This window comes from Pseudomonas putida S13.1.2 (assembly GCF_000498395.2).
In the GTDB taxonomy this organism is placed as follows: domain Bacteria; phylum Pseudomonadota; class Gammaproteobacteria; order Pseudomonadales; family Pseudomonadaceae; genus Aquipseudomonas; species Aquipseudomonas putida_Q.
Genome location: NZ_CP010979.1, coordinates 2,921,470 through 2,945,109 on the forward strand (window position 1 = coordinate 2,921,470; position 23,640 = coordinate 2,945,109).

General features: G+C 62.5%; 17 protein-coding genes, 4 tRNA genes and 2 pseudogenes. 7 read left to right on the forward strand and 16 right to left on the reverse strand.

The annotated features are described in order from the left end of the window. Nucleotides 1-85: 85 nt before the first annotated feature. The 3 genes from clpP to N805_RS13060 all read right to left on the reverse strand — a co-directional run bounded on the left by clpP (nucleotide 86) and on the right by N805_RS13060 (nucleotide 2,680). Nucleotides 86-727 (reverse strand): ATP-dependent Clp endopeptidase proteolytic subunit ClpP, encoded by a 642-nt coding sequence (gene clpP / locus N805_RS13050; protein WP_012271562.1) that lies wholly within the window; start codon nucleotides 725-727, stop codon nucleotides 86-88. Between the two features lie 91 nt (nucleotides 728-818). Next, entirely contained in the window at nucleotides 819-2,132 is a 1,314-nt protein-coding gene (tig, locus tag N805_RS13055; RefSeq protein WP_019470724.1) for a trigger factor, read from the reverse strand. 248 nt (nucleotides 2,133-2,380) lie between these two features. Beyond that, nucleotides 2,381-2,680: a DUF6388 family protein gene (locus N805_RS13060; RefSeq protein WP_019470725.1), complete on the reverse strand. Its 300-nt coding sequence runs from the start codon at nucleotides 2,678-2,680 to the stop codon at nucleotides 2,381-2,383. 207 nt (nucleotides 2,681-2,887) lie between these two features. Here N805_RS13060 and N805_RS13065 point away from each other — a divergent pair, with 207 nt between their 5' ends. Continuing rightward, nucleotides 2,888-3,244, forward strand: a complete 357-nt coding sequence (locus tag N805_RS13065) for a type II toxin-antitoxin system RelE/ParE family toxin (protein ID WP_019470726.1) — start codon at nucleotides 2,888-2,890, stop codon at nucleotides 3,242-3,244. Next, nucleotides 3,241-3,537 (forward strand): XRE family transcriptional regulator, encoded by a 297-nt coding sequence (locus N805_RS13070; protein WP_019470727.1) that lies wholly within the window; start codon nucleotides 3,241-3,243, stop codon nucleotides 3,535-3,537. The genes N805_RS13065 and N805_RS13070 overlap by 4 nt, the downstream gene beginning before the upstream one ends. Before the next feature lie 73 nt (nucleotides 3,538-3,610). Here the strand turns inward: N805_RS13070 and N805_RS13075 are convergent. From N805_RS13075 to N805_RS13090, 4 genes are all read right to left on the reverse strand, one after another. Further along, nucleotides 3,611-3,686 (reverse strand) — tRNA-His (locus N805_RS13075). Between the two features lie 44 nt (nucleotides 3,687-3,730). Continuing rightward, nucleotides 3,731-3,815 (reverse strand) — tRNA-Leu (locus N805_RS13080). A 52-nt stretch (nucleotides 3,816-3,867) separates the two neighbouring features. Continuing rightward, nucleotides 3,868-3,943, reverse strand: a tRNA-His gene (locus N805_RS13085). A gap of 42 nt (nucleotides 3,944-3,985) precedes the next feature. Next, nucleotides 3,986-4,062 (reverse strand) — tRNA-Arg (locus N805_RS13090). A gap of 270 nt (nucleotides 4,063-4,332) precedes the next feature. Between N805_RS13090 and folD the strand changes: the two genes are divergently transcribed. Then, the gene (gene folD / locus N805_RS13095) at nucleotides 4,333-5,187 is read left to right on the forward strand and encodes a bifunctional methylenetetrahydrofolate dehydrogenase/methenyltetrahydrofolate cyclohydrolase FolD (protein WP_016500563.1); all 855 of its coding nucleotides are present in this window, start codon (nucleotides 4,333-4,335) and stop codon (nucleotides 5,185-5,187) included. A gap of 187 nt (nucleotides 5,188-5,374) precedes the next feature. Here folD and N805_RS13100 read toward each other — a convergent pair whose 3' ends face one another. From N805_RS13100 to N805_RS13125, 6 genes are read right to left on the reverse strand one after another with little or no spacing between them, the layout of a single operon-like run. Next, nucleotides 5,375-7,114 (reverse strand): ABC transporter substrate-binding protein, encoded by a 1,740-nt coding sequence (locus tag N805_RS13100; RefSeq protein WP_019470728.1) that lies wholly within the window; start codon nucleotides 7,112-7,114, stop codon nucleotides 5,375-5,377. A 39-nt stretch (nucleotides 7,115-7,153) separates the two neighbouring features. Continuing rightward, nucleotides 7,154-7,426 carry a DUF2160 domain-containing protein gene (locus N805_RS13105; protein WP_019470729.1) on the reverse strand — a complete coding sequence of 91 codons (273 nt, stop codon included), beginning with the start codon at nucleotides 7,424-7,426 and terminating at the stop codon, nucleotides 7,154-7,156. A 12-nt stretch (nucleotides 7,427-7,438) separates the two neighbouring features. Next, nucleotides 7,439-8,239, reverse strand: a complete 801-nt coding sequence (locus N805_RS13110) for a carbohydrate ABC transporter permease (RefSeq protein WP_019470730.1) — start codon at nucleotides 8,237-8,239, stop codon at nucleotides 7,439-7,441. 3 nt (nucleotides 8,240-8,242) lie between these two features. Then, entirely contained in the window at nucleotides 8,243-9,106 is an 864-nt protein-coding gene (locus tag N805_RS13115) for a carbohydrate ABC transporter permease (protein ID WP_019470731.1), read from the reverse strand. Next, the gene (locus tag N805_RS13120) at nucleotides 9,103-10,200 is read right to left on the reverse strand and encodes an ABC transporter ATP-binding protein (RefSeq protein ID WP_019470732.1); all 1,098 of its coding nucleotides are present in this window, start codon (nucleotides 10,198-10,200) and stop codon (nucleotides 9,103-9,105) included. Before N805_RS13120 ends, N805_RS13115 begins: the two co-directional genes overlap by 4 nt. Continuing rightward, a complete protein-coding gene (locus N805_RS13125; protein WP_019470733.1) occupies nucleotides 10,200-11,294 on the reverse strand; it encodes an ABC transporter ATP-binding protein in 1,095 nt (364 codons plus the stop codon). The genes N805_RS13120 and N805_RS13125 overlap by 1 nt, the downstream gene beginning before the upstream one ends. Before the next feature lie 224 nt (nucleotides 11,295-11,518). Here N805_RS13125 and N805_RS13130 point away from each other — a divergent pair. Then, nucleotides 11,519-13,266, forward strand: a pseudogene (locus N805_RS13130) (sigma-54-dependent Fis family transcriptional regulator). Between the two features lie 140 nt (nucleotides 13,267-13,406). Continuing rightward, nucleotides 13,407-18,197, forward strand: a complete 4,791-nt coding sequence (locus N805_RS13135) for a dermonecrotic toxin domain-containing protein (protein WP_230685722.1) — start codon at nucleotides 13,407-13,409, stop codon at nucleotides 18,195-18,197. A gap of 34 nt (nucleotides 18,198-18,231) precedes the next feature. On the opposite strand, the gene N805_RS13140 is transcribed toward N805_RS13135, so the two are convergent. The 3 genes and pseudogenes from N805_RS13140 to N805_RS31280 form a co-directional block, all read right to left on the reverse strand. Then, entirely contained in the window at nucleotides 18,232-19,920 is a 1,689-nt protein-coding gene (locus N805_RS13140; RefSeq protein ID WP_019470736.1) for a putative bifunctional diguanylate cyclase/phosphodiesterase, read from the reverse strand. 13 nt (nucleotides 19,921-19,933) lie between these two features. Beyond that, nucleotides 19,934-20,809: a methyl-accepting chemotaxis protein gene (locus N805_RS31275; RefSeq protein WP_371113213.1), complete on the reverse strand. Its 876-nt coding sequence runs from the start codon at nucleotides 20,807-20,809 to the stop codon at nucleotides 19,934-19,936. 408 nt (nucleotides 20,810-21,217) lie between these two features. Then, nucleotides 21,218-21,499 (reverse strand): annotated as a pseudogene (locus N805_RS31280) (PAS domain-containing protein); the annotation flags it as partial. A 267-nt stretch (nucleotides 21,500-21,766) separates the two neighbouring features. On the opposite strand from N805_RS31280, the gene N805_RS13150 reads away from it, so the two are divergent. Then, on the forward strand, nucleotides 21,767-22,081 hold the full coding sequence (locus N805_RS13150) for a helix-turn-helix domain-containing protein (protein WP_026034381.1): 315 nt from the start codon (nucleotides 21,767-21,769) through the stop codon (nucleotides 22,079-22,081). Nucleotides 22,082-22,308: 227 nt separating this feature from the next. Beyond that, nucleotides 22,309-23,622 carry a C4-dicarboxylate transporter DctA gene (locus N805_RS13155; RefSeq protein ID WP_016485879.1) on the forward strand — a complete coding sequence of 438 codons (1,314 nt, stop codon included), beginning with the start codon at nucleotides 22,309-22,311 and terminating at the stop codon, nucleotides 23,620-23,622. Nucleotides 23,623-23,640 lie beyond the last annotated feature (18 nt).

The window sequence follows — 23,640 nt, forward strand, 5'->3', positions numbered from 1 at the left end:
TTGCAACACAAGATGAAGGCAATTGCGGGCTTTTTCAAGTCCGCAGGTAGGCGGTTTGCGCGCCTACCTGCTCTGGCACCCCGGTTCAGGAGGCCAGTTGCCGCTTGTCGTAGACCGAGTCGATCAGGCCGTACTCGGCCGCGCGCGAGGCGCTCATGAAGTTGTCACGCTCAGTATCACGCTGAATGGTCTCGAGGTCCTGGCCAGTGTGGTAGGCCAGCAGCTCGTTGAGACGCGCCTTGATGCTGAGGATTTCCTGGGCGTGGATCTGAATGTCGGTCGCCTGGCCCTGGAAACCGCCCAGCGGCTGGTGAATCATCACCCGCGAGTTAGGCAGGCAGTGACGCTTGCCCTTGGCACCGGCGGTCAACAGGAAGGCACCCATGCTGCAGGCCTGGCCGATGCAGATGGTCGAGACATCCGGCTTGATGAACTGCATGGTGTCGTAGATCGACATGCCAGCAGTCACCGAGCCGCCTGGGGAGTTGATGTAAAGATGGATATCCTTGTCCGGGTTTTCCGCCTCCAGGAACAGCATCTGCGCCACTACCAGGTTGGCCATGTAGTCTTCTACAGGACCTACCAGGAAGATCACTCGCTCCTTCAACAGGCGCGAGTAGATGTCGTAGGCGCGTTCGCCACGGGCGGACTGCTCGATAACCATCGGGACCAGGCCGCCTGCGGCCTGGATGTCAGAGCTCTGCTGAATATAAGAATTGCGGGACATGTCCTGCGCTCACTCCCAAATAGTCATGGCTTGAATACGCACAAGCCAGCTCGAAGGCTGGCTTGTGGGGGTTTCCTACGAGAGAAGCCCGTTACTCAGCAGCGGCAGGCGCCTCAACTGGTTTAACGGCTTCTTCGTACGAGACCGACTTGTCGGTCACAGTCGCTTTCTGCAGGACAGTATCTACAACTTGCTCTTCCAGCACAACCGAACGGACTTCGTTCATTTGCTGGTCGTTCTTGTAGTACCAGGCGATGACCTGCTCAGGCTCCTGGTAAGCCGAAGCCATTTCTTCGATCATCTCGCGAACCTTGGCGTCATCCGGCTTCAGTTCGAACTGCTTGACCACTTCGGCCACGATCAGGCCCAGCACTACGCGGCGCTTGGCTTGCTCTTCGAACAGCTCGACCGGCAGCTGCTCAGGCTTGATGTTGCCACCGAACTGCTGAACGGCCTGCACGCGCAGACGGTTGACTTCGTTTTCCAGCAAAGCCTTTGGCACTTCGATCGGGTTGGCGGCCAGCAGACCGTCCATGACCTGGTTTTTCACTTTGGTCTTGATCGCCTGGCGCAGTTCACGCTCCATGTTCTTGCGAACTTCGGTGCGGAAGCCTTCCAGGGTCGACTCCTTGATACCGAACTGGGCGAAGAACTCTTCGTTCAGTTCTGGCAGCACAGGGGCGGCAACGCTGTTGACGGTGATGGTGAACTCGGCAGCCTTGCCAGCCAGGTCCAGGTTCTGATAGTCCTCTGGGAAGGTCACGTTGACAACGCGCTCTTCGCCAGCCTTGGCGCCAACCAGGCCTTCTTCGAAGCCCGGGATCATGCGGCCGGAGCCCAGCACCAGCGGGGTGCCCTTGGCCGAACCACCGGCGAACACTTCACCGTCGACCTTGCCGACGAAGTCGATGTTGACCTGGTCATCGTTCTGCGCGGCGCGCTCGACAGCCTCGAAACGGGTGTTCTGCTTGCGCAGCACTTCCAGCATTTTGTCCAGGTCGGCGTCAGCCACTTCGGCGCTCAGGCGCTCGACGTTGATCGACTCGAGGCCGGCAACGGTGAACTCCGGGAACACTTCGAAGATGGCAACGAACTCCAGGTCCTTGCCCTTTTCGAAGGACTTCGGCTCTACAGCAGGGGCGCCAGCCGGGTTCAGCTTCTGCTCGACGATGGCTTCGTAGAAGGAAGCCTGGACCAGGTCACCGAAAGCCTCTTGACGGGCGTCAGCTTCGAAACGCTGACGGATCACGTTCATCGGCACTTTACCAGGACGGAAGCCCGCAATCTTGGCGCGCTTGGCAGTCTGCTGCAGACGCTTGTTGACTTCGTTCTCGACGCGCTCGGCCGGAACGGCGATGGTCATGCGGCGCTCGAGAGCGGAAGTGTTTTCAACAGAAACTTGCATGGATATTCCTCGTTGCACAGACGTTAGCCGGCGTTAGCCCGACTCCAGAATCAAGGGCAAGCATTCTAGTGAGTCGCGCAGCAGAAGTCACCCCACTCGGGACGACGGGAAACCACGCCGGTCGATTAACTTTCAAGGCCCGTACGGCATACCGCCAGGCCTGCTTCCAATAGGGGCTGCACGACGCCGGTAGCGCCCTGCAGCCGAAATACCTTGTCAAACAACTGCCAGTGGCGAATTCGCTTCCTTTATTCAGGTTCGATTTCGTTGAACTGGCAATATTCTTCCCACTCCATCCCCAGCGCCTCGGCCACCTCGCGGTGCGTCTCCAGGCGCATGGCCTGCAGCTGCTCCGGGCTCTCGGCAATCAATTGCAGCGCCAGTTCCCAGGGCTGTATGCCCTGCTCCTCGGCCGCATCCTCGAACGCCCACTCGATCTGTTGCGCCTGCTCGCGCGCATCCAGCTCGCGGATCTCTTCGAGCAACTGCGGGTTGGCCTCGGCAAAGCGCTGTAGCGCCAGGGCCTGACGGGATTCTTTTGCGATCATTGGGCTGTTCCTCTGCCGGCCAAACAGGCCGGCGTTTCAACCGGCTGAAATCTAACAGCTTTTATTGGGATGCCACTAGAGGATTGCAAGGGGGCGGCACGCATTGATTTTTCATCCGTCCACCAGTCCTACACCACCCCAGGAAAGGCCCTATGGCACGAGCGAGCAGCCCAGGCTTGAATGGAGCACCTTTTTTGGTACACTTCCATGGACAGGAACGACCCGACACTGAAAGCCCGCTTCTTCCGCACCGAAGCTGGCAATGAGCCCGTACGCGAATGGCTGGACTCTCTCCAGCGCGCGGACAAACACCTGATTGGCACCGAGATCAAGACAATACAAATTGGCTGGCCGCTAGGCATGCCCATTGTCAGAAAGCTTGATAAAGGTTTATGGGAGGCCAGGGTAAACCTGGCAAACCAAACCGCCCGGGTTCTTTTTACCGTGGAGGGATACACCATGATCCTGCTTCACGGCTTCATCAAGAAAAGCCAGAAAACACCAGCACCGGACCTGGCCACCGCCAGGCAGCGCAAAGCCGCCATAGAGAGGCACCAGCAATGAATCCACATATCGGCACCGACTTCGATGAGTTTCTGGCAAATGAGCAGCTTGCCGAAACAGTATCTGCAGCCGCCCTCAAGCGCGTGATCGCCTGGCAGATCGCCGAAGCCATGAAAGCGCAGAAAGTCAGCAAGAAGGCACTGGCCGAGCGCATGCAGACAAGCCGAACTGCAGTTGACCGCGCACTGGACCAGAACGACCCCGGCATGACACTGGCAACCTTGGCCAGCGCAGCACGAGCCCTCGGGCAACGCGTAGAGGTGCGCCTGATACCAGAGCGCGCCCCCGCCTGAACGAACTGCCACTCACCAAGACCCAAAACAAAAAGGCGCCCGATCTCACGATCAAGGCGCCCTTTCTGGAATATGGGGTGGACGATGGGAATCGAACCCACGACAACTGGAATCACAATCCAGCGCTCTACCAACTGAGCTACGCCCACCATATTGCGGTCTTGCGATGTTGCGGTACAGCTTTACAGAAGCATGGTGCGGACGAAGAGACTCGAACTCTTACAGCTTGCGCCGCTGGAACCTAAATCCAGTGTGTCTACCAATTTCACCACGTCCGCGTAACGCTTAAAACAAAGGCGCCAGAAGCTATCGAGGCGCCTTTGAAGAATATGGGGTGGACGATGGGAATCGAACCCACGACAACCGGAATCACAATCCGGCGCTCTACCAACTGAGCTACGCCCACCATATTGCATTACAACCTTACTTGCTTGCCCATGCTGCCTAATGGCGCACCCGGCAGGACTCGAACCTGCGACCATCCGCTTAGAAGGCGGATGCTCTATCCAGCTGAGCTACGGGCGCTTAAGCTTGAAGCCTAACCGAACGAGTCATTAACAGGTAACTGCTAAACCACTCATTCTGCCCGACTTAGCCAACCAGTGCTAGGCTGTGCCCGACAAGTGCGGCGAATCTTATAGGCGACCCCGAAAGTCGTCAACACCTTTTTCAAAAAAATTTAAATTATTTAAGGGGTTAGGGGATTTGCCCGACCACCCGCCTTTGCCCTTGGCGCGTGTCGTGCGAGAATATGCGTTCTTTATTGTTTCCTTCTCGATGGTTAATCACGCGTCTATGACTGCACACCTAATCGATGGCAAGGCGATCGCCGCCAGCCTGCGCAAGCAGATCGCTCAACGTGTCGTGGAGCGTCGCCAGCAAGGCCTGCGTACGCCGGGCCTGGCAGTGATCCTGGTCGGCACCGACCCCGCCTCGCAAGTCTATGTCTCGCACAAGCGCAAGGACTGCGAAGAGGTCGGTTTCATTTCGCAGGCATTCGACCTGCCCAGCGAAACCTCGCAGCAGGCCCTGACCGAGCTGATCGATCGCCTCAATGACGACCCGGCCGTAGACGGCATCCTGTTGCAACTGCCGCTGCCGGAGCACCTGGACGCCTCGCTGTTGCTCGAGCGCATTCGCCCGGACAAGGACGTGGACGGCTTCCACCCGTACAACGTAGGCCGCCTGGCCCAACGCATCCCGCTGCTGCGCCCCTGCACACCGAAAGGCATCATGACCCTGCTGGAAAGCACGGGTCAGGACCTGTACGGCATGGATGCGGTGATCGTCGGCGCCTCCAACATCGTGGGCCGCCCGATGGCCATGGAGCTGCTGCTGGCCGGCTGCACCGTGACCGTCTGCCACCGCTTCACCAAGGACCTGGCCGGCCATGTCGGGCGTGCCGACCTGGTGGTTGTGGCTGCCGGCAAGCCGGGCCTGGTCAAGGGTGAATGGGTCAAGGAAGGCGCCATCGTCATCGACGTGGGCATCAACCGCCAGGAAGACGGCAAGCTGGTGGGCGACGTGGTCTACGAGACCGCCCTGCCGCGCGCGGGCTGGATCACCCCTGTGCCGGGTGGCGTCGGGCCGATGACCCGGGCGTGCCTGCTGGAAAACACGCTGTATGCCGCTGAAGAGCTGCATAAGTAATAGCGCGTGATGCGAAAACGGCACCTCAGGCAGGTGCCGTTTTTTTTGCCTGTGATTTATGCATTGGCCTTGCCGGCCTCCTTCGCGGGCTTGCCCGCTTCCACAGGAACCCCGCAACCCTTGTGAGCGGTGCGGTGCCCGTGGGAGCGGGCGAGCCCGCGAAGAAGCCAACGCGGTGCTCAGCCGATCACTTGCGCGCCGCCTCCCACGACTTCAGCAGTTCGTTGTAGCTGACTGTCTCGCCCTTGGGTTTTTCGTTGGCCAGTTTGGGCTTCGGTGCGCCCGGCTGGTCGAACCAATACTGGGCGTCCTTCTCTGGGTTCATCTTGGGTGCACAGGTTGCCTGGGCATTGGAGCGCTGCAACCGTTCCATCATGCGGTCCTGGTCGCGGGCCAGGCCATCCAGGGCTTGCTGCGGGGTCTTCTCGCCACTGGCCACTTCCGCGATATGGCTCCACCACAGCTGCGCCAGCCGCGGGTAATCCGGCACGTTGGTGCCGGTCGGCGTCCACTGCACCCGCGCCGGGCTGCGGTAGAACTCCACCAGCCCGCCCAGCTTGGGCGCCAGCTCGGTCATGGCCTGGGAGTTGATGTCCGACTCACGAATCGGCGTCAGGCCGACGATGGTCTTTTTCAGCGACACGGTCTTGGAGGTGACGAACTGGGCATACAGCCACGCCGCCAGGCGTTGCTTCTCGGGGGTGGACTTGAAGAACGTCCACGAGCCGGTGTCCTGGTAGCCCAGTTTCATCCCCTCCTCCCAATACGGCCCCTTCGGCGAAGGCGCCATGCGCCACTTCGGCGTGCCGTCGGCATTAACCACCGGCAAGCCTGGCTTGGTCATGTCGGCGGTAAACGCGGTGTACCAGAATATCTGCTGGGCAATGTTGCCCTGCGCCGGTACCGGGCCGGCTTCGGAGAAGGTCATGCCCTGGGCCTCTTTGGGCGCGTAGGCACGCATCCAGTCCACGTACTTCTGCGTGGCATACACGGCGGCCGGCCCGTTGGTGTCGCCGCCGCGGGTCACGCTGGACCCCACCGGATGACAGTCCTCCACGCGAATGCCCCATTCATCCACCGGCAGGCCGTTAGGCAAACCTTTGTCGCCACCGCCAGCCATCGAAAACCAGGCGTCCGTGAAGCGCCAGCCCAGAGAGGGGTCTTTCTTGCCGTAGTCCATGTGCCCGTAGACACGCTTGCCGTCGATTTCCTTGACGTCTTCGGTGAAGAACTTGGCAATGTCCTCATACGCCGACCAGTTTACAGGCACACCCAATTCATAGCCGTACTTCTCCTTGAACCTGGCCTTCAGCTCAGGCCGCTCGAACCAGTCGGCGCGGAACCAGTACAGGTTGGCGAACTGCTGGTCGGGCAGCTGGTAGACCTTGCCATCCGGCGCGGTGGTGAAGGAAATACCGATGAAATCCTTCAGGTCGAGGGTCGGTGAGGTGTAGGCCTTGCCCTCGTTGGCCATCAGGTCGGTAATCGATTCCACCTTGCCATAGCGAAAGTGCGTACCGATCAAATCGGAGTCGTTGACCCAGCCGTCGTAGATGTTCTTGTCCGACTGCATCTGCGTCTGCAGTTTCTCCACCACATCGCCTTCCTGCAGCAGGTCGTGGGTCAGCTGGATGCCGGTGATCTCGCTGAAGGCTTTGGCCAGCACCTTGGATTCATACTCGTGGGTGGTGATGGTTTCCGACACCACATTGATCTTCATGCCACGGAATGGCTCGGCGGCCTTGATGAACCACTGTAATTCAGCCATTTGCTGTTCCGGGGTAAGGGTCGACGGCTTGAACTCGCTGCCGATCCATTTTTTTGCTGCATCTTCGTACTGGTCGGCCCAGGCAGTGCCGTGCAGGCTGGCCAGTACCAGCAACGCGGCAAAGGTCAAATGTCGCCTGTTGTGCTTGTTATCGAACATTGTGATCTCCCGTTTCAGTTATCCCAAAGGGCCACTTGCTCAGCCCCAGCGCAGCACCACCACCAGCCACGCCAGCGACAGCAGCGAGGCCACCCACACTGGCCAGTCGCTGACGCCGACCACCAGCAGGTGCAGGTAGGCGCTGGCCAGCAGGCCGATGAACAAGCGGTCACCACGGCTGGTGACCAGCGGCAAGAAACCCCGTCGTTCCACGCAGGGGCGGCGCAGTTCAAACAGGGTCATGCCCAGCAGCAACAAACCCACGGCGACGAAGAACAGCGCCGTCGGCAAGGTCCAGGCCATCCACTCCATGCGTTGCCCTCCTCACACCCGGCCCAGGGCAAAACCCTTGGCCACATGGTTGCGCACGAACCAGATAACCAGCATGCCCGGCAAGATGGTCAGTACCCCCGCCGCCGCCAGCACGCCCCAGTCGATGCCTGATGCCGACACGGTGCGCGTCATCACCGCGGCAATCGGCTTGGCGTTCACCGAGGTCAGGGTGCGCGCCAGCAGCAGTTCGACCCAGGAGAACATGAAGCAGAAAAATGCCGTGACGCCGATACCTGAGCCAATCAGCGGAATGAAGATTTTCACGAAGAAGCGCGGGAAGCTGTAGCCGTCGATGTAAGCCGTTTCGTCGATTTCCTTGGGCACGCCCGACATGAACCCCTCCAGGATCCACACCGCCAGCGGCACGTTGAACAGGCAATGGGCCAGGGCCACGGCGATATGGGTATCGAACAGGCCAATCGACGAATACAGCTGGAAGAACGGCAGCAGGAACACCGCCGGTGGTGCCATGCGGTTGGTCAGCAGCCAGAAGAACAGGTGGCGGTCGCCGAGGAAGCGGTAGCGCGAAAAGGCATACGCCGCCGGCAACGCCACCAGCAGCGAAATCAGGGTATTCAGGCACACGTAGTACAGCGAGTTGAGGTAGCCGCTGTACCAGCTGGCATCGGTGAAGATCACCCGGTAGTTGTCGAGGGTGAACGCCTGCGGCCACAGGGTCAGGCCACCCAGGATCTCGGTATTGCTCTTGAACGACATGTTCAGCAGCCAGTAGATCGGCACCAGCAGGAAGAAGAAGTACAGCAGCAGGGCCAGCGATTTGCGCATGCTCATGGCCTAGTCCTTGTCGGCATGGGTCATGGCTGTGTAAAACAGCCACGACACCAGCAGGATGATCAGGAAGTACACCAGCGAGAACGCCGCCGCGGGGCCCAGGTCGAACTGCCCCACGGCCATGCGCGTGAGGGTCTGGCTGAGGAACGTGGTAGCGTTGCCCGGCCCGCCACCGGTCAGCACGAACGGCTCGGTGTAGATCATGAAACTGTCCATGAAACGCAGCATCACCGCGATCAGCAGCACGTTCTTCAGCTTGGGCAGCTGTATATGGCGGAACACCGCCCAGCCCGAGGCACGGTCGATGCGGGCGGCCTGGTAGTACACGTCGGGGATGGCGCGCAGGCCCGAATAGCACAGCAATGCCACCAACGAGGTCCAGTGCCACACATCCATCACCAACACGGTGAGCCAGGCGTCGAACGGGTCGCCGGCGTAGTTGTAGCTGACCCCCAGCTTGGCCAGGGTGGCGCCGAGCAGGCCGATGTCGGCACGGCCGAAAATTTGCCAGATGGTGCCGACCACGTTCCACGGGATCAGCAACGGGATCGCCATGACGATCAGGCACACCGAGGCCAGACGGCCTTTGGTTGGCATGGTCAGGGCAATACCGATCCCCAGCGGGATCTCGATCAGCAACACGCAGGCGGAGTAGATGAACTGGCGCAGCAGCGCATCGTGCAGCGCCGGGTCACGCAGCACCTGGCGGTACCAGTCGGCACCGACGAAGTAGCGGTTTGACTGGTCGAAGATGTCCTGGAGCGAGTAGTTGACCACCGTCATCATCGGCACCACCGCACTGAACGCCACCAGCAGGAACACCGGTAGCACCAGCCACCAAGCCTTGTTGTTCGGCACCTTGTTCATGGTCCGGCCTCCAACAGTACATCGTCGACGTACAGCATCAGCCACTGCGCCGGCAGGCTGACCCAGGCCTGGTCCACGGGCAACGGACGGTCCTCGCCCAGCCTCGCCTTCAGCGCGACACCGCCCAGTTCGAGGGTGACGATACGGTAGGTACCCAGGTCTTCGACATCCAGCACCCGCGCTGGATGGGCATCATCGAACGGGCTGTCCCACAGCTGCACGAACTCCGGGCGAATGCCCACCTGCAGTCGCCCACCCGCTGTCGCCGCCAGGCACTCGCGCAGGCCGTCGGGCAGCGCCAGGCGGACATCGCCGAACACTACTGCGTCCGCCTCGGTGTGCACGTCGATCAGGTTCATCCCCGGGCTGCCGATGAAATAGCCGACGAACGTATGCCGCGGCCGCTCGAACAGCTCGCGCGGGGTGCCGAACTGGACGATGCGCCCGCCGTGCATCACCGCGATCTTGTCAGCGAAGGTGGAGGCCTCCAGCTGGTCGTGGGTGACGTAGATCATGGTGATATTGAACTGCTCATGGATCTGCTTGAGCTTGCGCCGCAGCTTCCACTTCAGGTGCGGGTCGATCACCGTCAGCGGCTCATCGAACAGGATCGCCGACACGTCATCGCGCACCAGGCCCCGCCCCATGGAGACTTTCTGCTTTTCGTCGGCACTGAGGTTGCGCGCTTTCTTGCGCAACACGGCAGCCACGTCCAGCACCTCGGCAATTTCTTCCACCCGGGCACGCACCCGGGCTTCGTCCAGGCCCTGGTTGCGCAAGGGGAAAGCCAGGTTGTCGTACACCGTCATGGTGTCGTACACCACCGGGAACTGGAACACCTGGGCGATATTGCGCGCCTGCGGTGACAACTGGTTGACCGGTTTGCCGTCGAAAAGCACCTCGCCGTGGGACGGCGTCAGCAGCCCGGAAATGATATTGAGCAAGGTCGACTTGCCGCAGCCCGATGGCCCGAGCAAGGCATAGGCACCGCCCTGCTCCCACACATGGTCCAGTGCGTGCAGGGCATAGTCTGCCTCGCCGGTGGGCTGGCGGTTGTAACTGTGCGCCAGTTGGCGCAGGCGGATTTCGGCCATCAGCCTCTCCTTGCCTGGCGCAGCCCCGGGGCCTGCACCAGCACCCCGGTGCTGTCGAAGACGAACAGCTTGTGCGTGGGGATGAACACCCGTATCGGCGTATCCACCGGGTATTCGTGCACCCCGGGCAGGTGCAGGACCATGCGCCAGTATTCGTTGCGCACATGCAGAAAGGTTTCCGAGCCACTGATCTCAGCCAGTTCCACCAGCACCGCCAGCTCCAGGTCATCGTCGTGGGCCGGCACCAGGGTGATATGGCTGGGTCGCACGCCAAAGCGGTAGTCGCCTTCGGCCAGCGGCTGCAAGTCGGCATTGCGCGCAAAGTGCACGGCCTGGGCCAGGCTCACCTCGTTGCCACTGATACGCCCGGCCACCAGGTTTATCGGTGGCTCCGAAAACAGCTCGGCAGCCAGCACACTGCCCGGGCGCTGATACACCTGGGCGGTGGGCCCGCTCTGCACGATCCGGCCTTCGTGAACGAGGGTGGTGGTGCCGCCCAGCGCCAGCGCCTCGTTAGGCTCGGTAGTGGCGTACACAGCAATGCAATGACGCGCCGCGAACAGCTCGCGCAGCTCTTGGCGCAGGCCTTCGCGCAACTTGTAGTCGAGGTTGACCAATGGCTCGTCGAAGAGGATCAGCGAGGCATCCTTGACCAACGCCCTGGCCATCGCCGTGCGTTGCTGCTGGCCGCCGGACAGTTCAAGCGGCAGACGCTGCAGGTAGGTTTCGATGCGCAGCATCTCGGCGGTTTCCTGCACCCGCCGGCGGATCTGGTCCTCGGCCATGCGCGCCTGGCGCAGCGGCGAGGCGATGTTTTCATACACGCTCAAAGTCGGGTAATTGATGAATTGCTGATACACCATCGACACATTGCGCTGGCGTACCGGTACCCCGGTGACGTCCTGGCCATCCATCAGCACGCGGCCCCGATCCGGGCGGTCGAGCCCGGCCATCAGGCGCATCAGGCTGGTCTTGCCGGCGAGGGTGCGGCCCAGCAGCACATTGAATGAACCGGGCTCGAAACGCAGCGAGGCCTCGACGATCCAGGGCTGGTTATCGACGCTGCGGCTGACCTGCTCCAGCACCAGGGACATGGCGTGGCCTTCTTGTGATTGTTGTCTGCCGTGCACAGCCAGTTCCGTGCCAGTCGTCCCCCCGGTGCTCTGGTCCGGGGCCTGGGTGCCAGCGTTGGCAAATCGCGGCTTCACACGTGAACACAATCACTGAACAACTGAACACTTGCCGGTTTGACAATGAACACCCGTGGACAACACTGAACAGCGGTCGGCCCATAACAACAACCACACAGGACAGGCCCATGGCCGCATCCGCTTCGACCCACGCCCAACTGATCCAGGCTTCCTGGGCCCGCTGCCGCGATCACGGCCTGCAGCCGCAGCACGCGCCGGATTTCGACTGCCTGACCCGCACCGAGCTCAGCGCCCTGCTGGAACGGCGCCAGGCCCTGCTGCGCCTGACCCGCGAAGAAGTGCTGCCGCAATACGCGCACCTGCTGGGCAACGCCAGCTACCTGGTGATGCTGGCCGATGCCAGCGGCTGCGTGCTCGATAGCTGGGGGTCGCGGCGGTTCATCGAACCGAGCCAGCAGCATGGTTTCAGCCCCGGCGCCCATTGGCTCGAGCATGGTGTCGGCACCAATGCCCTGGGCACCACCCTGGTGTGCGCCCAGGCGATTCACGTCGGTCAGGACGAACACTTCCTGCGCCAGAACCGCTACATGTCCAGCGCCGCCGCCCCCCTGTTCGACGCCGCGCGGCAGCTGGTCGGGGTGCTCGACGTCGCCAGCGACGGCTACCTGCCGGCCAGCCAGGTACTTGGCCTGGTGCGCATGATGGGCCAGAGCCTGGAAAACCGGCTGATCCTCGCCGCGCATGCCGACCGGCATGCGCAACTGATCTTCAATAGCGCCTCCGACAACCTCGACAGCCCTTGGGCCGGCCTTCTGGTATTCGACGAGCGCGGGCAGGTGCTGGCCGCCAATCACCGGGCCGACAGCCTGCTCGGCGGCAACCCGCTGCGGCAGAACATCGAGCAGCTGTTCCAATTGCCCCTGCAACAGCTGCTCAACCATCCCCGAGAACAGGCCTTTGCCCTTCAGGCTACCGGGCGCAACCGCTTTCATTGCCAATGGCACCCCCACGCGAAGCAGCCCGCCGCCCCGAAGCCGACAGTGGCGAACCGCGCCTGGACAAGGCCTTGCAACAGGCCGGCCTGTTGCTGGAAAAGGACATCCCGGTGTTGGTGCAAGGTGAAACCGGCGTAGGCAAGGAAGTGTTCGTCGCCACCCTGCACCGCGCCAGCAGCCGCGCCAATCAGCCACTGGTGGCCGTCAACTGTGCAGCGATCCCGGCCGAACTGGTGGAGTCGGAGCTGTTCGGCTACGACAAAGGCGCCTTCACCGGCGCGCACCACAAGGGCAACCTGGGGCTGATCCGCAAGGCCGACCACGGCATCCTGTTTCTCGATGAAATCGGCGACATGCCACTGCCTACCCAGGCACGCCTGCTGCGTGTGCTGCAGTCGCGCAGCATCCAACCGCTGGGCAGTGGTGAGCCAGTGCCGGTGGATATCCGGGTGGTGTCGGCGAGCAACCGCGATCTGGCCGAAGAAGTGCGCGCCGGGCGCTTTCGCCAGGACCTGTATTACCGCATCGCCGGCCTGGCCGTGGTACTGCCACCGCTGCGTGAGCGCGGTGACCGGCGCCAGTTGATCGAGCAGGTGCATGCCCGTTTTCGCGACCCCGGGCAACCTGCGCGGCTGCCCCCGGCCATTATCGACCTGCTGGATCAACACCCTTGGCCAGGCAACCTGCGTGAACTGGCAAGCGTGCTGCAAGTTGCGCTGGCCTTGGCGGGCAACGGGGCGATCGGCGTCGAGCACCTGCCTGCGGGCTTTCTGGCCGAGTCGCCGATGGCGGTGCTGGTGGCGGCCGAAGAGACGGACCTGCAGATGCTGGTCGAACAAGCCAACGGCAACCTGTCGGCGGTCGCACGGCGCCTCGGCATCAGCCGCACCACGTTGTACAAGCGCCTGCGTGCGCGCTGATGGCCATGAACCCATCGCCAAGCTGGGCTCACCCCTGGCAGCGTGGCAGCACGAAACCTTCAGACAGGTAGTGTCTATCTACCCGCCCACCTGCCCCCGCCATCGCTAGGCTCCTGGCTCCCTTCCAGCAGGAACTGTCGATGACACACGCACATCACTCCCATCTCGCCCTTGTCCGGCGTCAGATCCCGCAATGGTTAAGCCAGGCCAGCCCCGCCCGGCGCGCCGAACTGGCCCTGCTGATCCGCGACAGCGAGCGCCAGACACAACGCCTGAAACAAGCCATGGCACCTTTGCAGCCAGTGGATACCTACTGCCTGCCGTTGCTGACGCAAGCATTGGCACAGTGGTTCCCGGACACGCCAGTGGCAACACTGCTCCAGGCACACGTTGTGTTCATCGGCGCAACGCCACCCAGGCGCATGTCGGTGCTCGAAGCCGCCCTGCAGAATGCCGAAGCCCATACCCCCGTCAGGCTGCTCGCCGCAGACCTCAGCCCCCTGAAGCTGGACGCCGCAACGTTTATCCAGGGCATTCGTAACCTGGACCTGGGCCAGCGCTATCGTTACCACCTGGGCGACATCGTCGATAACGATACATTTCGCGACCTGCTCGAAAACCAGGACCGGAGTGCATTGTGCGCCGAACTGGCCATGGCACGCCTGCGTGGCCACATTGACAGCCGCGGCGCGACGCTGGCACAGGCCGCGCTGGCCAACCGTGCGCAAATCACCACCGACAAGGGCCGTCGAAACGTGCTGTGCCAGTTCGTCAGCCTGTTCGGGTCCCCTTTGAATGGCCCTATGGTCATCCAGTTGCAGGCCCCCGAAGCCGACGACCCTTGCCTGCTGTATTTACCGGGTGATCCGCAGGGTGCACTGCGCCAGCATGCCTCACTGGGCAGCTTGAGAAGCGACCTCACCAACCGCCTGGCCGATCACGATTTCCGCACATTCTTCATCCGCCACGTACCGCTGGCCCAGCAGGCCAGGTTTCTGCAACGCCTGCGAGAAACGCTGTACCCCCACTACCCCTATGCCGACCTGCGAGCCACAACACCGGTGCTGGACAAAGGCGACCGATTCAGCTGGCTCAAGCGTGCGTTTCCCGGGCCTCGGGACATCTGGCAGGCGACACGCGACAAGAACGCCAGGCTGCCGTTGACCTTGGCGCCATGGCCAGGCAACTGCTTCAGGGCGCGAGCGCGAACCTTGGTAGAACGCAAGTTCCTCGATGCCGCCTGCGTGGCCGTACCGGTCCGCCAACTCGATGCACTTGCGCAACTGGAGCACCTTGAGAGCTGGCTGAGCGCCGGGCTGACGGTACTGAACCTGGCCAGTTTCTTTGTACCAGGCCTTGCCGAACTGATGCTGGTGGTAGGTGGTGCCCAGATCGTCGATGAATTCCTCGAAGGTGTGCATGCCGCCAACGAGGGGGACAGCGACGCGGCCATCGCCCACCTGTTCAGCGTAGTCGAGAGCCTGGTGCAGTTCGCTGCCCTGGGCACCGCAGAGGGGTTGAACCCGCCCGCCGGGCCATTGCAGAGTTGGCACCTGATCGACAGCGAGGCAGGCACGCGGCTATGGCACGGCGACCTCAAGCCCTTCGAGCAGGAAGCACCTCGCATGTTGGCAGCCCGTCCTGATGGCCTGTATCAAGCACAGGGGCGCCCTTGGCTCAAGCTGCAGGAACAGCACTATCCGCTGGAAAACTCCAGCAATGGCCGTCGGCGCCTGGCCGCCAGCCCTGGACAACGCATCCAGCCGACGTTGCAGGGTGTTCAGCCCGGGCCGTGGATCTTCGCTCATGAACAACCGTTGCACTGGGATCGCGCACAGCTTTTGCAGCGACTGGCCGATAGCGCCACCGGCATGGATCAGCTTGCGTTGCAGCGTGCCCTGCACTGCAGCGGCTACGACGAAGCGATTCTGCGCCGGGTAATGGTCGACCGTGAATCCGCCCCGGCGTTAATCCTGGACACCCTGGAACTGCTCGGCGGCAAAGTGCCTGAGCCGCAGATGCGGGCAACGGATGGCAACCTGCTTGCACGGGATTTCCCTTCCCTGAGTGCCAGGGCGCGAGGCGAAATCCTCGACCAGGCAAGTCCCGCGGACCTGCTGCAGATGCAACGCACCCAGCGCCTGCCCATGCGCCTGGCCGAAACCGCGCGCCTGTACCTGAGGGAGGCCCGTATCAGCCGTGCCCTGGCACGCTTTCACCAGGCCAATGGCCCAATCGCGGATCGCGATGCGCTGGTATTCGCTGCCCTCGACCAGTTGCCCGGCTGGACGGGCGAGGCCCGTATCGAACTGCGCGACGGTTCAGTTTCCGGCCGCCTGCTGCATGCCTGCGGCAAGGAAACACTGCCTGCAAAATACGTCATTCGTACCGAGAACAGCTATGAACCCCGCAATGAACAAGGGGGAACGCTGGCCAACCGGGTCGATCTGTTCCAGGCGATCCTGAACGCCCTGCCCGACAGCGAAAGAACCTCCCTTGGTTTACAGATCCATGAACCCGGCAAGCTTATCGATGCCCTGTTCGACAGGCTTGCCAGCGACCGCGCCACAACGGCGCAGCTCCTGGGCATGCAAACGGTGCGTCCGTTTTTTCGTTTGCCCCGACGGCTGCCCGGTGGCCAGCTCGGCTACCCGCTGAGCGGGCGCGGCCAAGGATGGATGACCGAAGATGAACTGTTCAACCAGTTGTTCCCCTCGACCGAGCCAGAAGCCCGTACGGTTCTGCGGCAACGCCTGCTCCAGGAAGCCGGCGATCAAGCCTTCGGCACTGTGCTCGAGCGCCTGAGAAGCGAGTACATGCAGCTTGAAAGCACGCTGCAGCAGTGGGTTGACAGCCCTCATGTGGCCGGCGGTGGAACGCTCATCGCACAATCCGCGGCCCGGGCAGAAGCAGCCAGGCGCCTGCGCATGGCGTGGCGCAGGGAATCGACCCACACCGCCAGCAGCCTTGAGTACGTGATTCTCGACCTCGACGGCCGCAACCTCGGTGCGCTGCCCACCCTGCCTGCGCCAATGCCTCATGTCCGCCAGTTGCGCGTTACCTTTCTGTCCGAGTCATCGCATGCCAGCCTGGACAGCTTCCTCGGCAGGTTCTTGAACGTGCGGGCCCTGGATCTGGAGTGCAACATGCTTGAACACATCCCGCCCGCCATCGGGCAGATGGACGAGCTGCAAAGCCTAGATCTGTCGAGCAATGGCCTGGACCTGACACATAGCGGTACGCTCGATCTGCTGGAGGGGCGCAGCAATCTTCAGAGTCTGAACCTGGGCAATGCACTGGTTACGCTCCCGGTCACTGCACTGGAGCGGCTGGCAAACCTGCCGTCACTGGCGATGCTGGCAATTGACAGCAATGGCCTCAACCTGACCACCGAGCACTTCCAGGCATTGGAGCGTTGGCCAGCCCTGACCGAACTGAGCATGGCCGGAAATGATATTACCCTGACCGAGCAAAGCCGGGCCGCCCTCGCCCAACTGAACCGTCTGCACGCCCTGCTCGTCAGCGAAAACCCGCTGGACCTGGCGCCCGATGTCAGCGGCTGGCAGCAGTTGCAGGCACTTGACTTGCAGCAGACCGGCATCGGCGAGTGGCCGACCGGCCTCACCGAACTGCTCAACCAGCGCCCCCTGCAACTGCTGAGCCTGGACCTCAGCGAGAACCAGCTCACCGATGCCCCCGAGCTGCAAGGCAGTGCCTTTGCCGAAGCAGTGAATACAGACCCGCCACGGGCATTCTTCGACTTCGACAACAACCCGTTCAGCGAGCAAGCCCAACGACACCTGACCGAAGCCGGGTTGCCAGCGATCAGCGTCGGCGAAACCGAAGCCCCGTGGTACGCCGACTGGCCTGACGAACTGCAGCAGCACCGGGCACTGACCGCCAACGAACCCTCCTGGCAGCCGTTGTACCAGCTGTTCGAACGGCTGACCCAAACTGCCGATTATCTGGGCCAGCCGGCCTACTTGCGGTCACGCATGCAGCATGTCCTGCGTACGCTCAGCACCACCCTGGGCGAAGCAGACAACGGCGGGTGGGGGCGTGCGCAACTGCACGAGCAGGTCATGGAGGCGATCAACCATGCCACCGAGGGCTGTGTCGATCAGGCCAGCCTGCTGTTCCAGCAAATCGAAACCGATGTCATGTTGTGGGATGCGATCAATACCGCAGCGCCCGATGCGCAGAGCGGTCAAGTAGCGCTGCACAGCGCCGCTGGACTGCTGCGCCAGCAGCGCCTCGACGAGCGCGTGGGCGCCCTGTACAACGCCCGCGTAGCCAGGCGCCAGGCATTGACAGAAGCACCTGACGCAGCAGCACGAGAAACCGCACCGCCCCTCAATGCCGACGACGACCTCGACGACGCAGCACTGATCGAACCGGACTACCACATAGACGAGATCGAGATGGCCCTGCACGCGCGCATGCAGCTACGCGAAACGCTTGGGCTGCCAGCTCAACCACAGCAGATCATGTTCGACTACCTGGCTCGCCTGAGCCCTGCAACCGTCAACCGCCTGGGGGTTGCCGTCAGGTCGGAGGTAACCCCCTCCCTGTTCAGCCAATGGGCGTGCGAACAGCGGTTCTGGCAGGGTTGGCTGCGCCGCCTTCATGCGGATGAGTTCGATGCGCTGGCCAGGGATTGGGGCGCCGCAAGCGAGTACCACAGCGAACTGACCGAAGCCACGCACGACCTGGGGGACTATACCGGCCCCGCGTACCGGCAGCCTACATCGATGCGCTGGAGCGGGACCTGGGCCACATCGAGGGCCTGCATTGGCGGCGCAATGACGCCGTGCAACGGGTCGACCTGGTGTCCGGGCGCTACCCCGATGAAAGCGCCATTTACCAGCGGGCCAGCGCCCTGCTGCTCAGTACCCGCAGGGCGGCGGAGCAGGCGTTGCTGCGCAGCCTGACGCAGGCCTTGGCCAACACGCTCGCCTGAGCAGTTCAGGCATCCTTCCATGCGTCGGGCTGCCGATAGCCCGCCGCCCATTGCACCACCTGGGTGGCGGGCATCGGTGGCGCAATGTAGTACCCCTGCGCCAGCTCGCAGCCCAGCGTCATCAGCAGCCGCCCATGCTCCACACTCTCCAGCCCCTCGGCTATCACCTCGCGACCGAAGGCTCGCGCCAGGCCGATCACCGCGCCGGTCAGGGCCAGGTCGTCCTGATCGTGCAGGATGTCGCGCACGAACGACTGGTCGATCTTGATCGTCTGGGTCGGCAAGCGTTTCAGGTAACTCAACGACGAATAACCCGTGCCGAAATCGTCCAGCGAAAAGCGCACGCCCAGCGCACGACAGGCATCCAGGCAGCGGCTGACGTGCTGCAGGTTGTCGATAGCCACTGACTCGACGATTTCCAGGTCCAGCCGCGAAGGGTCCACCTCCGGGTACTCTGCCAATAGCTGCTGCAGGCGCTGGGTGAAGTCACTGCGCTGTAAATGCCGCGCAGCGATATTCACGCTCAGTGACCAGGGATGCCCCTGGCGCCCCCAGGCCTGCAACTGTCTCAGCGCCTGGCCGATCACCCACTCGCCGATTTCGACGATCAGGTCGGTCTGCTCAACCCAGGGCAGAAAATCGCCGGGCGGCACCACGCCACGGCCTGGCCGCTGCCAGCGCAGCAAGCCCTCGAAGCCCAGCACCTGGCCACTGCGCAGGTTCACCTTGGGCTGGTAATACAGGCACAGCTCGCGGTTGTTCAGGGCCCGTCGTACCCGCGTCACCGTCTGGTGGGTGGCCTTGAGCTCCTGCTCCTGCGAGACGTCGAACAAGTGATAGCGGTTGCGCCCGCGCTGCTTGGCCACATACATGGCCTGGTCGGCGTGGCGTACCAGCGTATCGGCATCTTCGTCATCCTGCGGGTACAGGGTCACGCCGATACTGGCGCTGAGCGACAGCGTGTGTTCACGTACCACACAGGGCGCCGCCAATGCCCGCAATACACGCCTCAGGGCTGCGTGCAGTTGGCGCTCATCATCGACATGGCGCAGGATCAGCACGAACTCGTCACCCGACAACCGGGCCACGGCATCACCGCCGCGCAGGATACTCTTCAAGCGCTGCGCCACTTCCACCAGCAGCAGGTCGCCCACGGCATGCCCGTAGCCGTCATTGACCGCCTTGAAGCCATCCAGGTCGAGCATGCACACCGCCAGCGAGATCGCTTCGCGGCGCGAGTAAGCCAGGGCCTGGTTCAGCAAGTCGGACAGATAAGCTCGGTTGGGCAGGCCAGTGAGCACATCGTGGCCCACCCGCCACTGCAAGGTATGCAGCAGCTGGCGTTTCTCGGTGACGTCAAAGCGGATGGACACATACTTGCGCACCTGGCCAGTCAGCGGGTCGACCAGTGGCACCATGGTGCTGTCGACCCAATACAGCGAACCGTCCCTGGAACGGTTGCAGATTTCGCCCTTCCACACCCGCCCGGCGGCCAGCGCCCGCCACATGCCGACAAAGAACGCCGGCTCGTGCAGGCCGGAGTTGAGGATGCGGTGGTTGGCCCCCAGCAGCTCTTCACGGCTGTAGCCCGAGATGCTGCAGAACTGCTGGTTGACGTAGGTGATGTTCCCACGCAGGTCGGTTTCGGAAAAGATCGCGGCCGCATCCACGGCCGCGCGATAGTTATCATCCATAAAGCATCCTGCCTTAGCGGTTGAAGCGCTCCACCAGGGCACGCAATCCGGCGCACACCTGTTCCAGTTCGGCGCCGCGCGAGGCGGCGGCGTTGGCGCTGTGGGCGCTTTGCTGGGCAATACCGGCTACGCCGTTGATCTGCCGCGAAACGTCTTCTGCCACCGCCGACTGTTGCTGCGAGGCCGTAGCCATCTGCTGGCTCATGTCGCTGATACGCTGCACCGCATCACGAATGCCATGCAGTGCCTGCCGGGCTTCCTGGACCTGGGCAACGCCCTGCTCGGCGCCAGTGATGCCTTGGCTGGCAATTGCCACGGCTTGCTCGGCGCCATCGCGCAGGGTATCGATGATGGCCTGGATGTGCAGGGTTGACTGGCGGGTCTTGTCAGCCAGTGCCCGCACCTCATCGGCGACCACGGCAAAACCACGGCCCTGTTCGCCCGCACGCGCTGCTTCAATTGCCGCGTTGAGCGCCAGCAGGTTGGTCTGCTCGGCAATGCCGCGGATCATCCCGGCAGCCTCGGCGATCGCACCGGTCTGACCAGCCAGATGGCTGACCGCCTGATTGATCTGGGTCACGGTGCTGGCCAAGGTACGAATCGCCGCGCCGCTGGCATCGGCCACCTGGCTGCCCTGCGCGGCCAGCAGGTGCGCGGTGTGGGCCTCGGCGGCGGTCAACTGCACGTGGTTGGCCACTTCGCCGATGGAGGCGGCCATCTGGTTCATCGCCGTGGCGCTCAGGTCGGTTTCGGCACGCTGCTTCAGCAATGCCGCCTCGGTACTGCGCGACAACTGCCCGGCATCGTCGGCCGCGACGGCCATTTGCACGGCCAGGTCGCTCAAGCGCGTCAACGCGGTTTTCAGGCGTGCCTCTTCGCTGATCAGCATCAGTTGCAGTTGCCCGGCGGCACCGGGCAGGTCGCTGTAAGTCAAGGCTGCGACCGGGTCGGCGAAGGCACCTTCGGCACCCTGCACCACCTGTCGCAATTGCCGTGCAAGTGCAGTGCGCGCCCACAGCCCATAGGCCACGAACAGCCCCACGGTGAGCCCCTGCCCGGCCAGGCCCGGCCACAGCTGATTGGCGCCCACCGCCAATAGCCCACCGGTCAGTGGCAGGGCCAGGGCTTGGGCCAGCAAGCTCAGCCGGCGCGGCGCCGACACTGCCGGCTGGCCATTGCGCAGCCGCGCATACAGAGCTTCGGCGCGGGCCACCTGCTCACGCGTGGGGCACACCCGCACCGACTCGTAGCCGACCACCCGCCCGCCTTCGAGGATGGGCGTGACGTAAGCGTTGACCCAGTAGTAGTCGCCGTTGCGGCAGCGGTTCTTGACGATGCCCATCCAGCTTTTGCCGGCTTTCAGGTAACGCCACATCAACTCGTACACCGCCGGCGGCATGTCCGGGTGGCGCACCAGGTTGTGCGGGCTGCCGATCAGTTCGGCATCGCTGTAGCCGCTGATGGCGGCGAATTCGGGGTTGCAATAGGTGATCAGGCTGGCGGTATCGGTAGCAGAAATCAGCCGCTGATCTGGGGGAAAACGTTGCTCGACCGGGGTTACCGGCAAGTTGAGGCGCACGATGAGACTCCATTCACTGACAAGCCGGTACCCAGCTCATCGACAGCCACCGGAACCGATCCATGGCGATCCGCTCCAATTGGCAAATGCGCTTGCGCGCGGTTGGTGCACGAGGCCGAACGACGCAAGGATGATGACGATGACTGTTCGGCCAAGCCGTGAATTCTACGAAATTCATCACATAAATAAAACAAAGGTGATCGATCATGGCGTTGCGCCATACTGACAGAAATCGTTAAGTTCTTGATTCTGAATGGGAATTAAGTGATGACGAGATCAGCTTTGGGTACTGCCCTGCGCCGCTACCGCAAGCTGGCGGGCCTGACCCAGGCACAATTGGCCGAACGGACCGGCTTCGATCCCAAGACCATCAGCCGCTTTGAAACCAGCACCTACACCCCCAGCATTGACGCAATCATGGAGTTTGCCCGGGTGCTGCGCGTCAAGCCCAAGGACTTCTTCGCCGAACCGGACGACGAAGAGGAGCAGCGCGCCTACCTGTTTGGCGTTATCCACAACGCCCCGCCCAAGGATCTTGGCAAGCTGATTGCAGCAGTGGAGCAGGCACTGGCCAAGCGCTGAACAGATTTGCGCCTCCCCTTTTACGGCGTGCACCGAAGTAGAGCCTGGCCGGCCGAATTGCACCACAACTGGTCAGACCGGTAAGGCCAAAAGTCCTTGCAAAGAGCGATTTTTCGCGCTTTTATGGCTTCGCGCTGAACAAACCGGTAAGACCACAATAATTAAGTCCTGCGCTCTTTCGCCCCGTGCGGCTACCGAAGCAAGGACACCGATCAGAGACTCCTCCCATGCTCAAATGGTGCTCGCGTTCGATATTCCTGCAAGTCGTGCTCGGCCTTGCCCTCGGCATCGCCTGCGGTCTAAGTTTTCCCGACCTTTCCCTGCAACTCAAACCCCTCGGTGACGGCTTCATCAAGCTGATCAAGATGCTGATCGGCCTGATCGTGTTCTGTGTGGTGGTGAGCGGTATCTCGGGCGCGGGCGACCTGAAAAAGGTCGGGCGCATTGGCCTGAAATCGGTGATCTACTTTGAAGTGCTGACTACCCTGGCGCTGGTGATCGGCCTGGTGTTCGCCTTCAGCAGTGGCATCGGCAGCGGCGCCAACATCCACCTGGACCAGTTGTCCAGCGCCGATGCCAACGGCCTGGCCGAGCGCGGCCAGCACATCCATGGCGCCACGGCGTTCTTCATGGACCTGATCCCCACCTCGGTGGTCGGTGCCTTCGCCGACAACAACATTCTCCAGGTGCTGCTGTTCTCGGTGCTGTTCGGTAGCGCACTGAACCTGGTGGGTGACTCGGCCGCCGGCATCTCCAGGCTGATCAACGAACTGAGCCATGTGATCTTCCGCATCATGGGCATGATCGTGCGCCTGGCCCCCATCGGCGTATTCGGCGCCATCGCCTTCACCACCAGCAAGTACGGCCTGGAATCGCTGCAGCACCTGGGCGGGTTGGTGGCACTGTTCTACCTGACCTGCGCCGGCTTCGTGCTGATCGTGCTGGGTACGGTGATGCGCCTGTCGGGCCTGAAGCTGCTGCCGTTGATCAAGTACCTGCGTGAAGAGCTGACCATCGTCCTTGGCACCGCGTCTTCCGACGCCGTGCTGCCACAGATCATGCGCAAGCTGGAGCACCTGGGCATTGGCAGCTCCACGGTCGGCCTGGTCATCCCCACGGGCTACTCGTTCAACCTCGACGGCTTCTCCATCTACCTGACCCTGGCCATCGTGTTCATCGCCAACGCCACCGGCACGCCGCTGGAAATGACCGACCTGCTGACCATCCTGCTGGTGTCGCTGGTGACTTCCAAGGGGGCTCACGGCATCCCAGGCTCGGCGCTGGTGATCCTCGCCGCCACACTGACTGCTGTGCCGGCGATTCCGGTGGTGGGCCTGGTGCTGGTGCTGGCGGTGGACTGGTTCATGGGCATCGGCCGGGCGTTGACCAACCTGATTGGCAACTGCGTGGCCACCGTGGCCATCGCCCGCTGGGAAAAGGACATTGACCTGGAGCGCGCGCAGAACGTGCTCGACGGCAAGCTTGGCTTTACCCCAACGCCACGCAAGCAGCCAAACACCCACCATCAACAGGAATTTTGACCGAAAGTGGCCGGCGAT

Excerpts from the sequence above, each read along its gene's own strand:
- N805_RS13140 (WP_019470736.1), bottom strand. The coding sequence starts at position 19,920 with ATGGATGATAACTATCGCGCGGCCGTGGATGCGGCCGCGATCTTTTCC.
- folD (WP_016500563.1), top strand. The coding sequence starts at position 4,333 with ATGACTGCACACCTAATCGATGGCAAGGCGATCGCCGCCAGCCTGCGC.
- N805_RS13105 (WP_019470729.1), bottom strand. The coding sequence starts at position 7,426 with ATGGAGTGGATGGCCTGGACCTTGCCGACGGCGCTGTTCTTCGTCGCC.
- N805_RS13120 (WP_019470732.1), bottom strand. The coding sequence starts at position 10,200 with ATGGCCGAAATCCGCCTGCGCCAACTGGCGCACAGTTACAACCGCCAG.
- tig (WP_019470724.1), bottom strand. The coding sequence starts at position 2,132 with ATGCAAGTTTCTGTTGAAAACACTTCCGCTCTCGAGCGCCGCATGACC.
- N805_RS13115 (WP_019470731.1), bottom strand. The coding sequence starts at position 9,106 with ATGAACAAGGTGCCGAACAACAAGGCTTGGTGGCTGGTGCTACCGGTG.
- N805_RS13150 (WP_026034381.1), top strand. The coding sequence starts at position 21,767 with ATGACGAGATCAGCTTTGGGTACTGCCCTGCGCCGCTACCGCAAGCTG.
- N805_RS31275 (WP_371113213.1), bottom strand. The coding sequence starts at position 20,809 with ATGCTGATCAGCGAAGAGGCACGCCTGAAAACCGCGTTGACGCGCTTG.
- N805_RS13070 (WP_019470727.1), top strand. The coding sequence starts at position 3,241 with ATGAATCCACATATCGGCACCGACTTCGATGAGTTTCTGGCAAATGAG.
- N805_RS13155 (WP_016485879.1), top strand. The coding sequence starts at position 22,309 with ATGCTCAAATGGTGCTCGCGTTCGATATTCCTGCAAGTCGTGCTCGGC.
- N805_RS13060 (WP_019470725.1), bottom strand. The coding sequence starts at position 2,680 with ATGATCGCAAAAGAATCCCGTCAGGCCCTGGCGCTACAGCGCTTTGCC.
- N805_RS13100 (WP_019470728.1), bottom strand. The coding sequence starts at position 7,114 with ATGTTCGATAACAAGCACAACAGGCGACATTTGACCTTTGCCGCGTTG.
- N805_RS13065 (WP_019470726.1), top strand. The coding sequence starts at position 2,888 with ATGGACAGGAACGACCCGACACTGAAAGCCCGCTTCTTCCGCACCGAA.
- N805_RS13135 (WP_230685722.1), top strand. The coding sequence starts at position 13,407 with ATGACACACGCACATCACTCCCATCTCGCCCTTGTCCGGCGTCAGATC.
- N805_RS13125 (WP_019470733.1), bottom strand. The coding sequence starts at position 11,294 with ATGTCCCTGGTGCTGGAGCAGGTCAGCCGCAGCGTCGATAACCAGCCC.
- clpP (WP_012271562.1), bottom strand. The coding sequence starts at position 727 with ATGTCCCGCAATTCTTATATTCAGCAGAGCTCTGACATCCAGGCCGCA.
- N805_RS13110 (WP_019470730.1), bottom strand. The coding sequence starts at position 8,239 with ATGAGCATGCGCAAATCGCTGGCCCTGCTGCTGTACTTCTTCTTCCTG.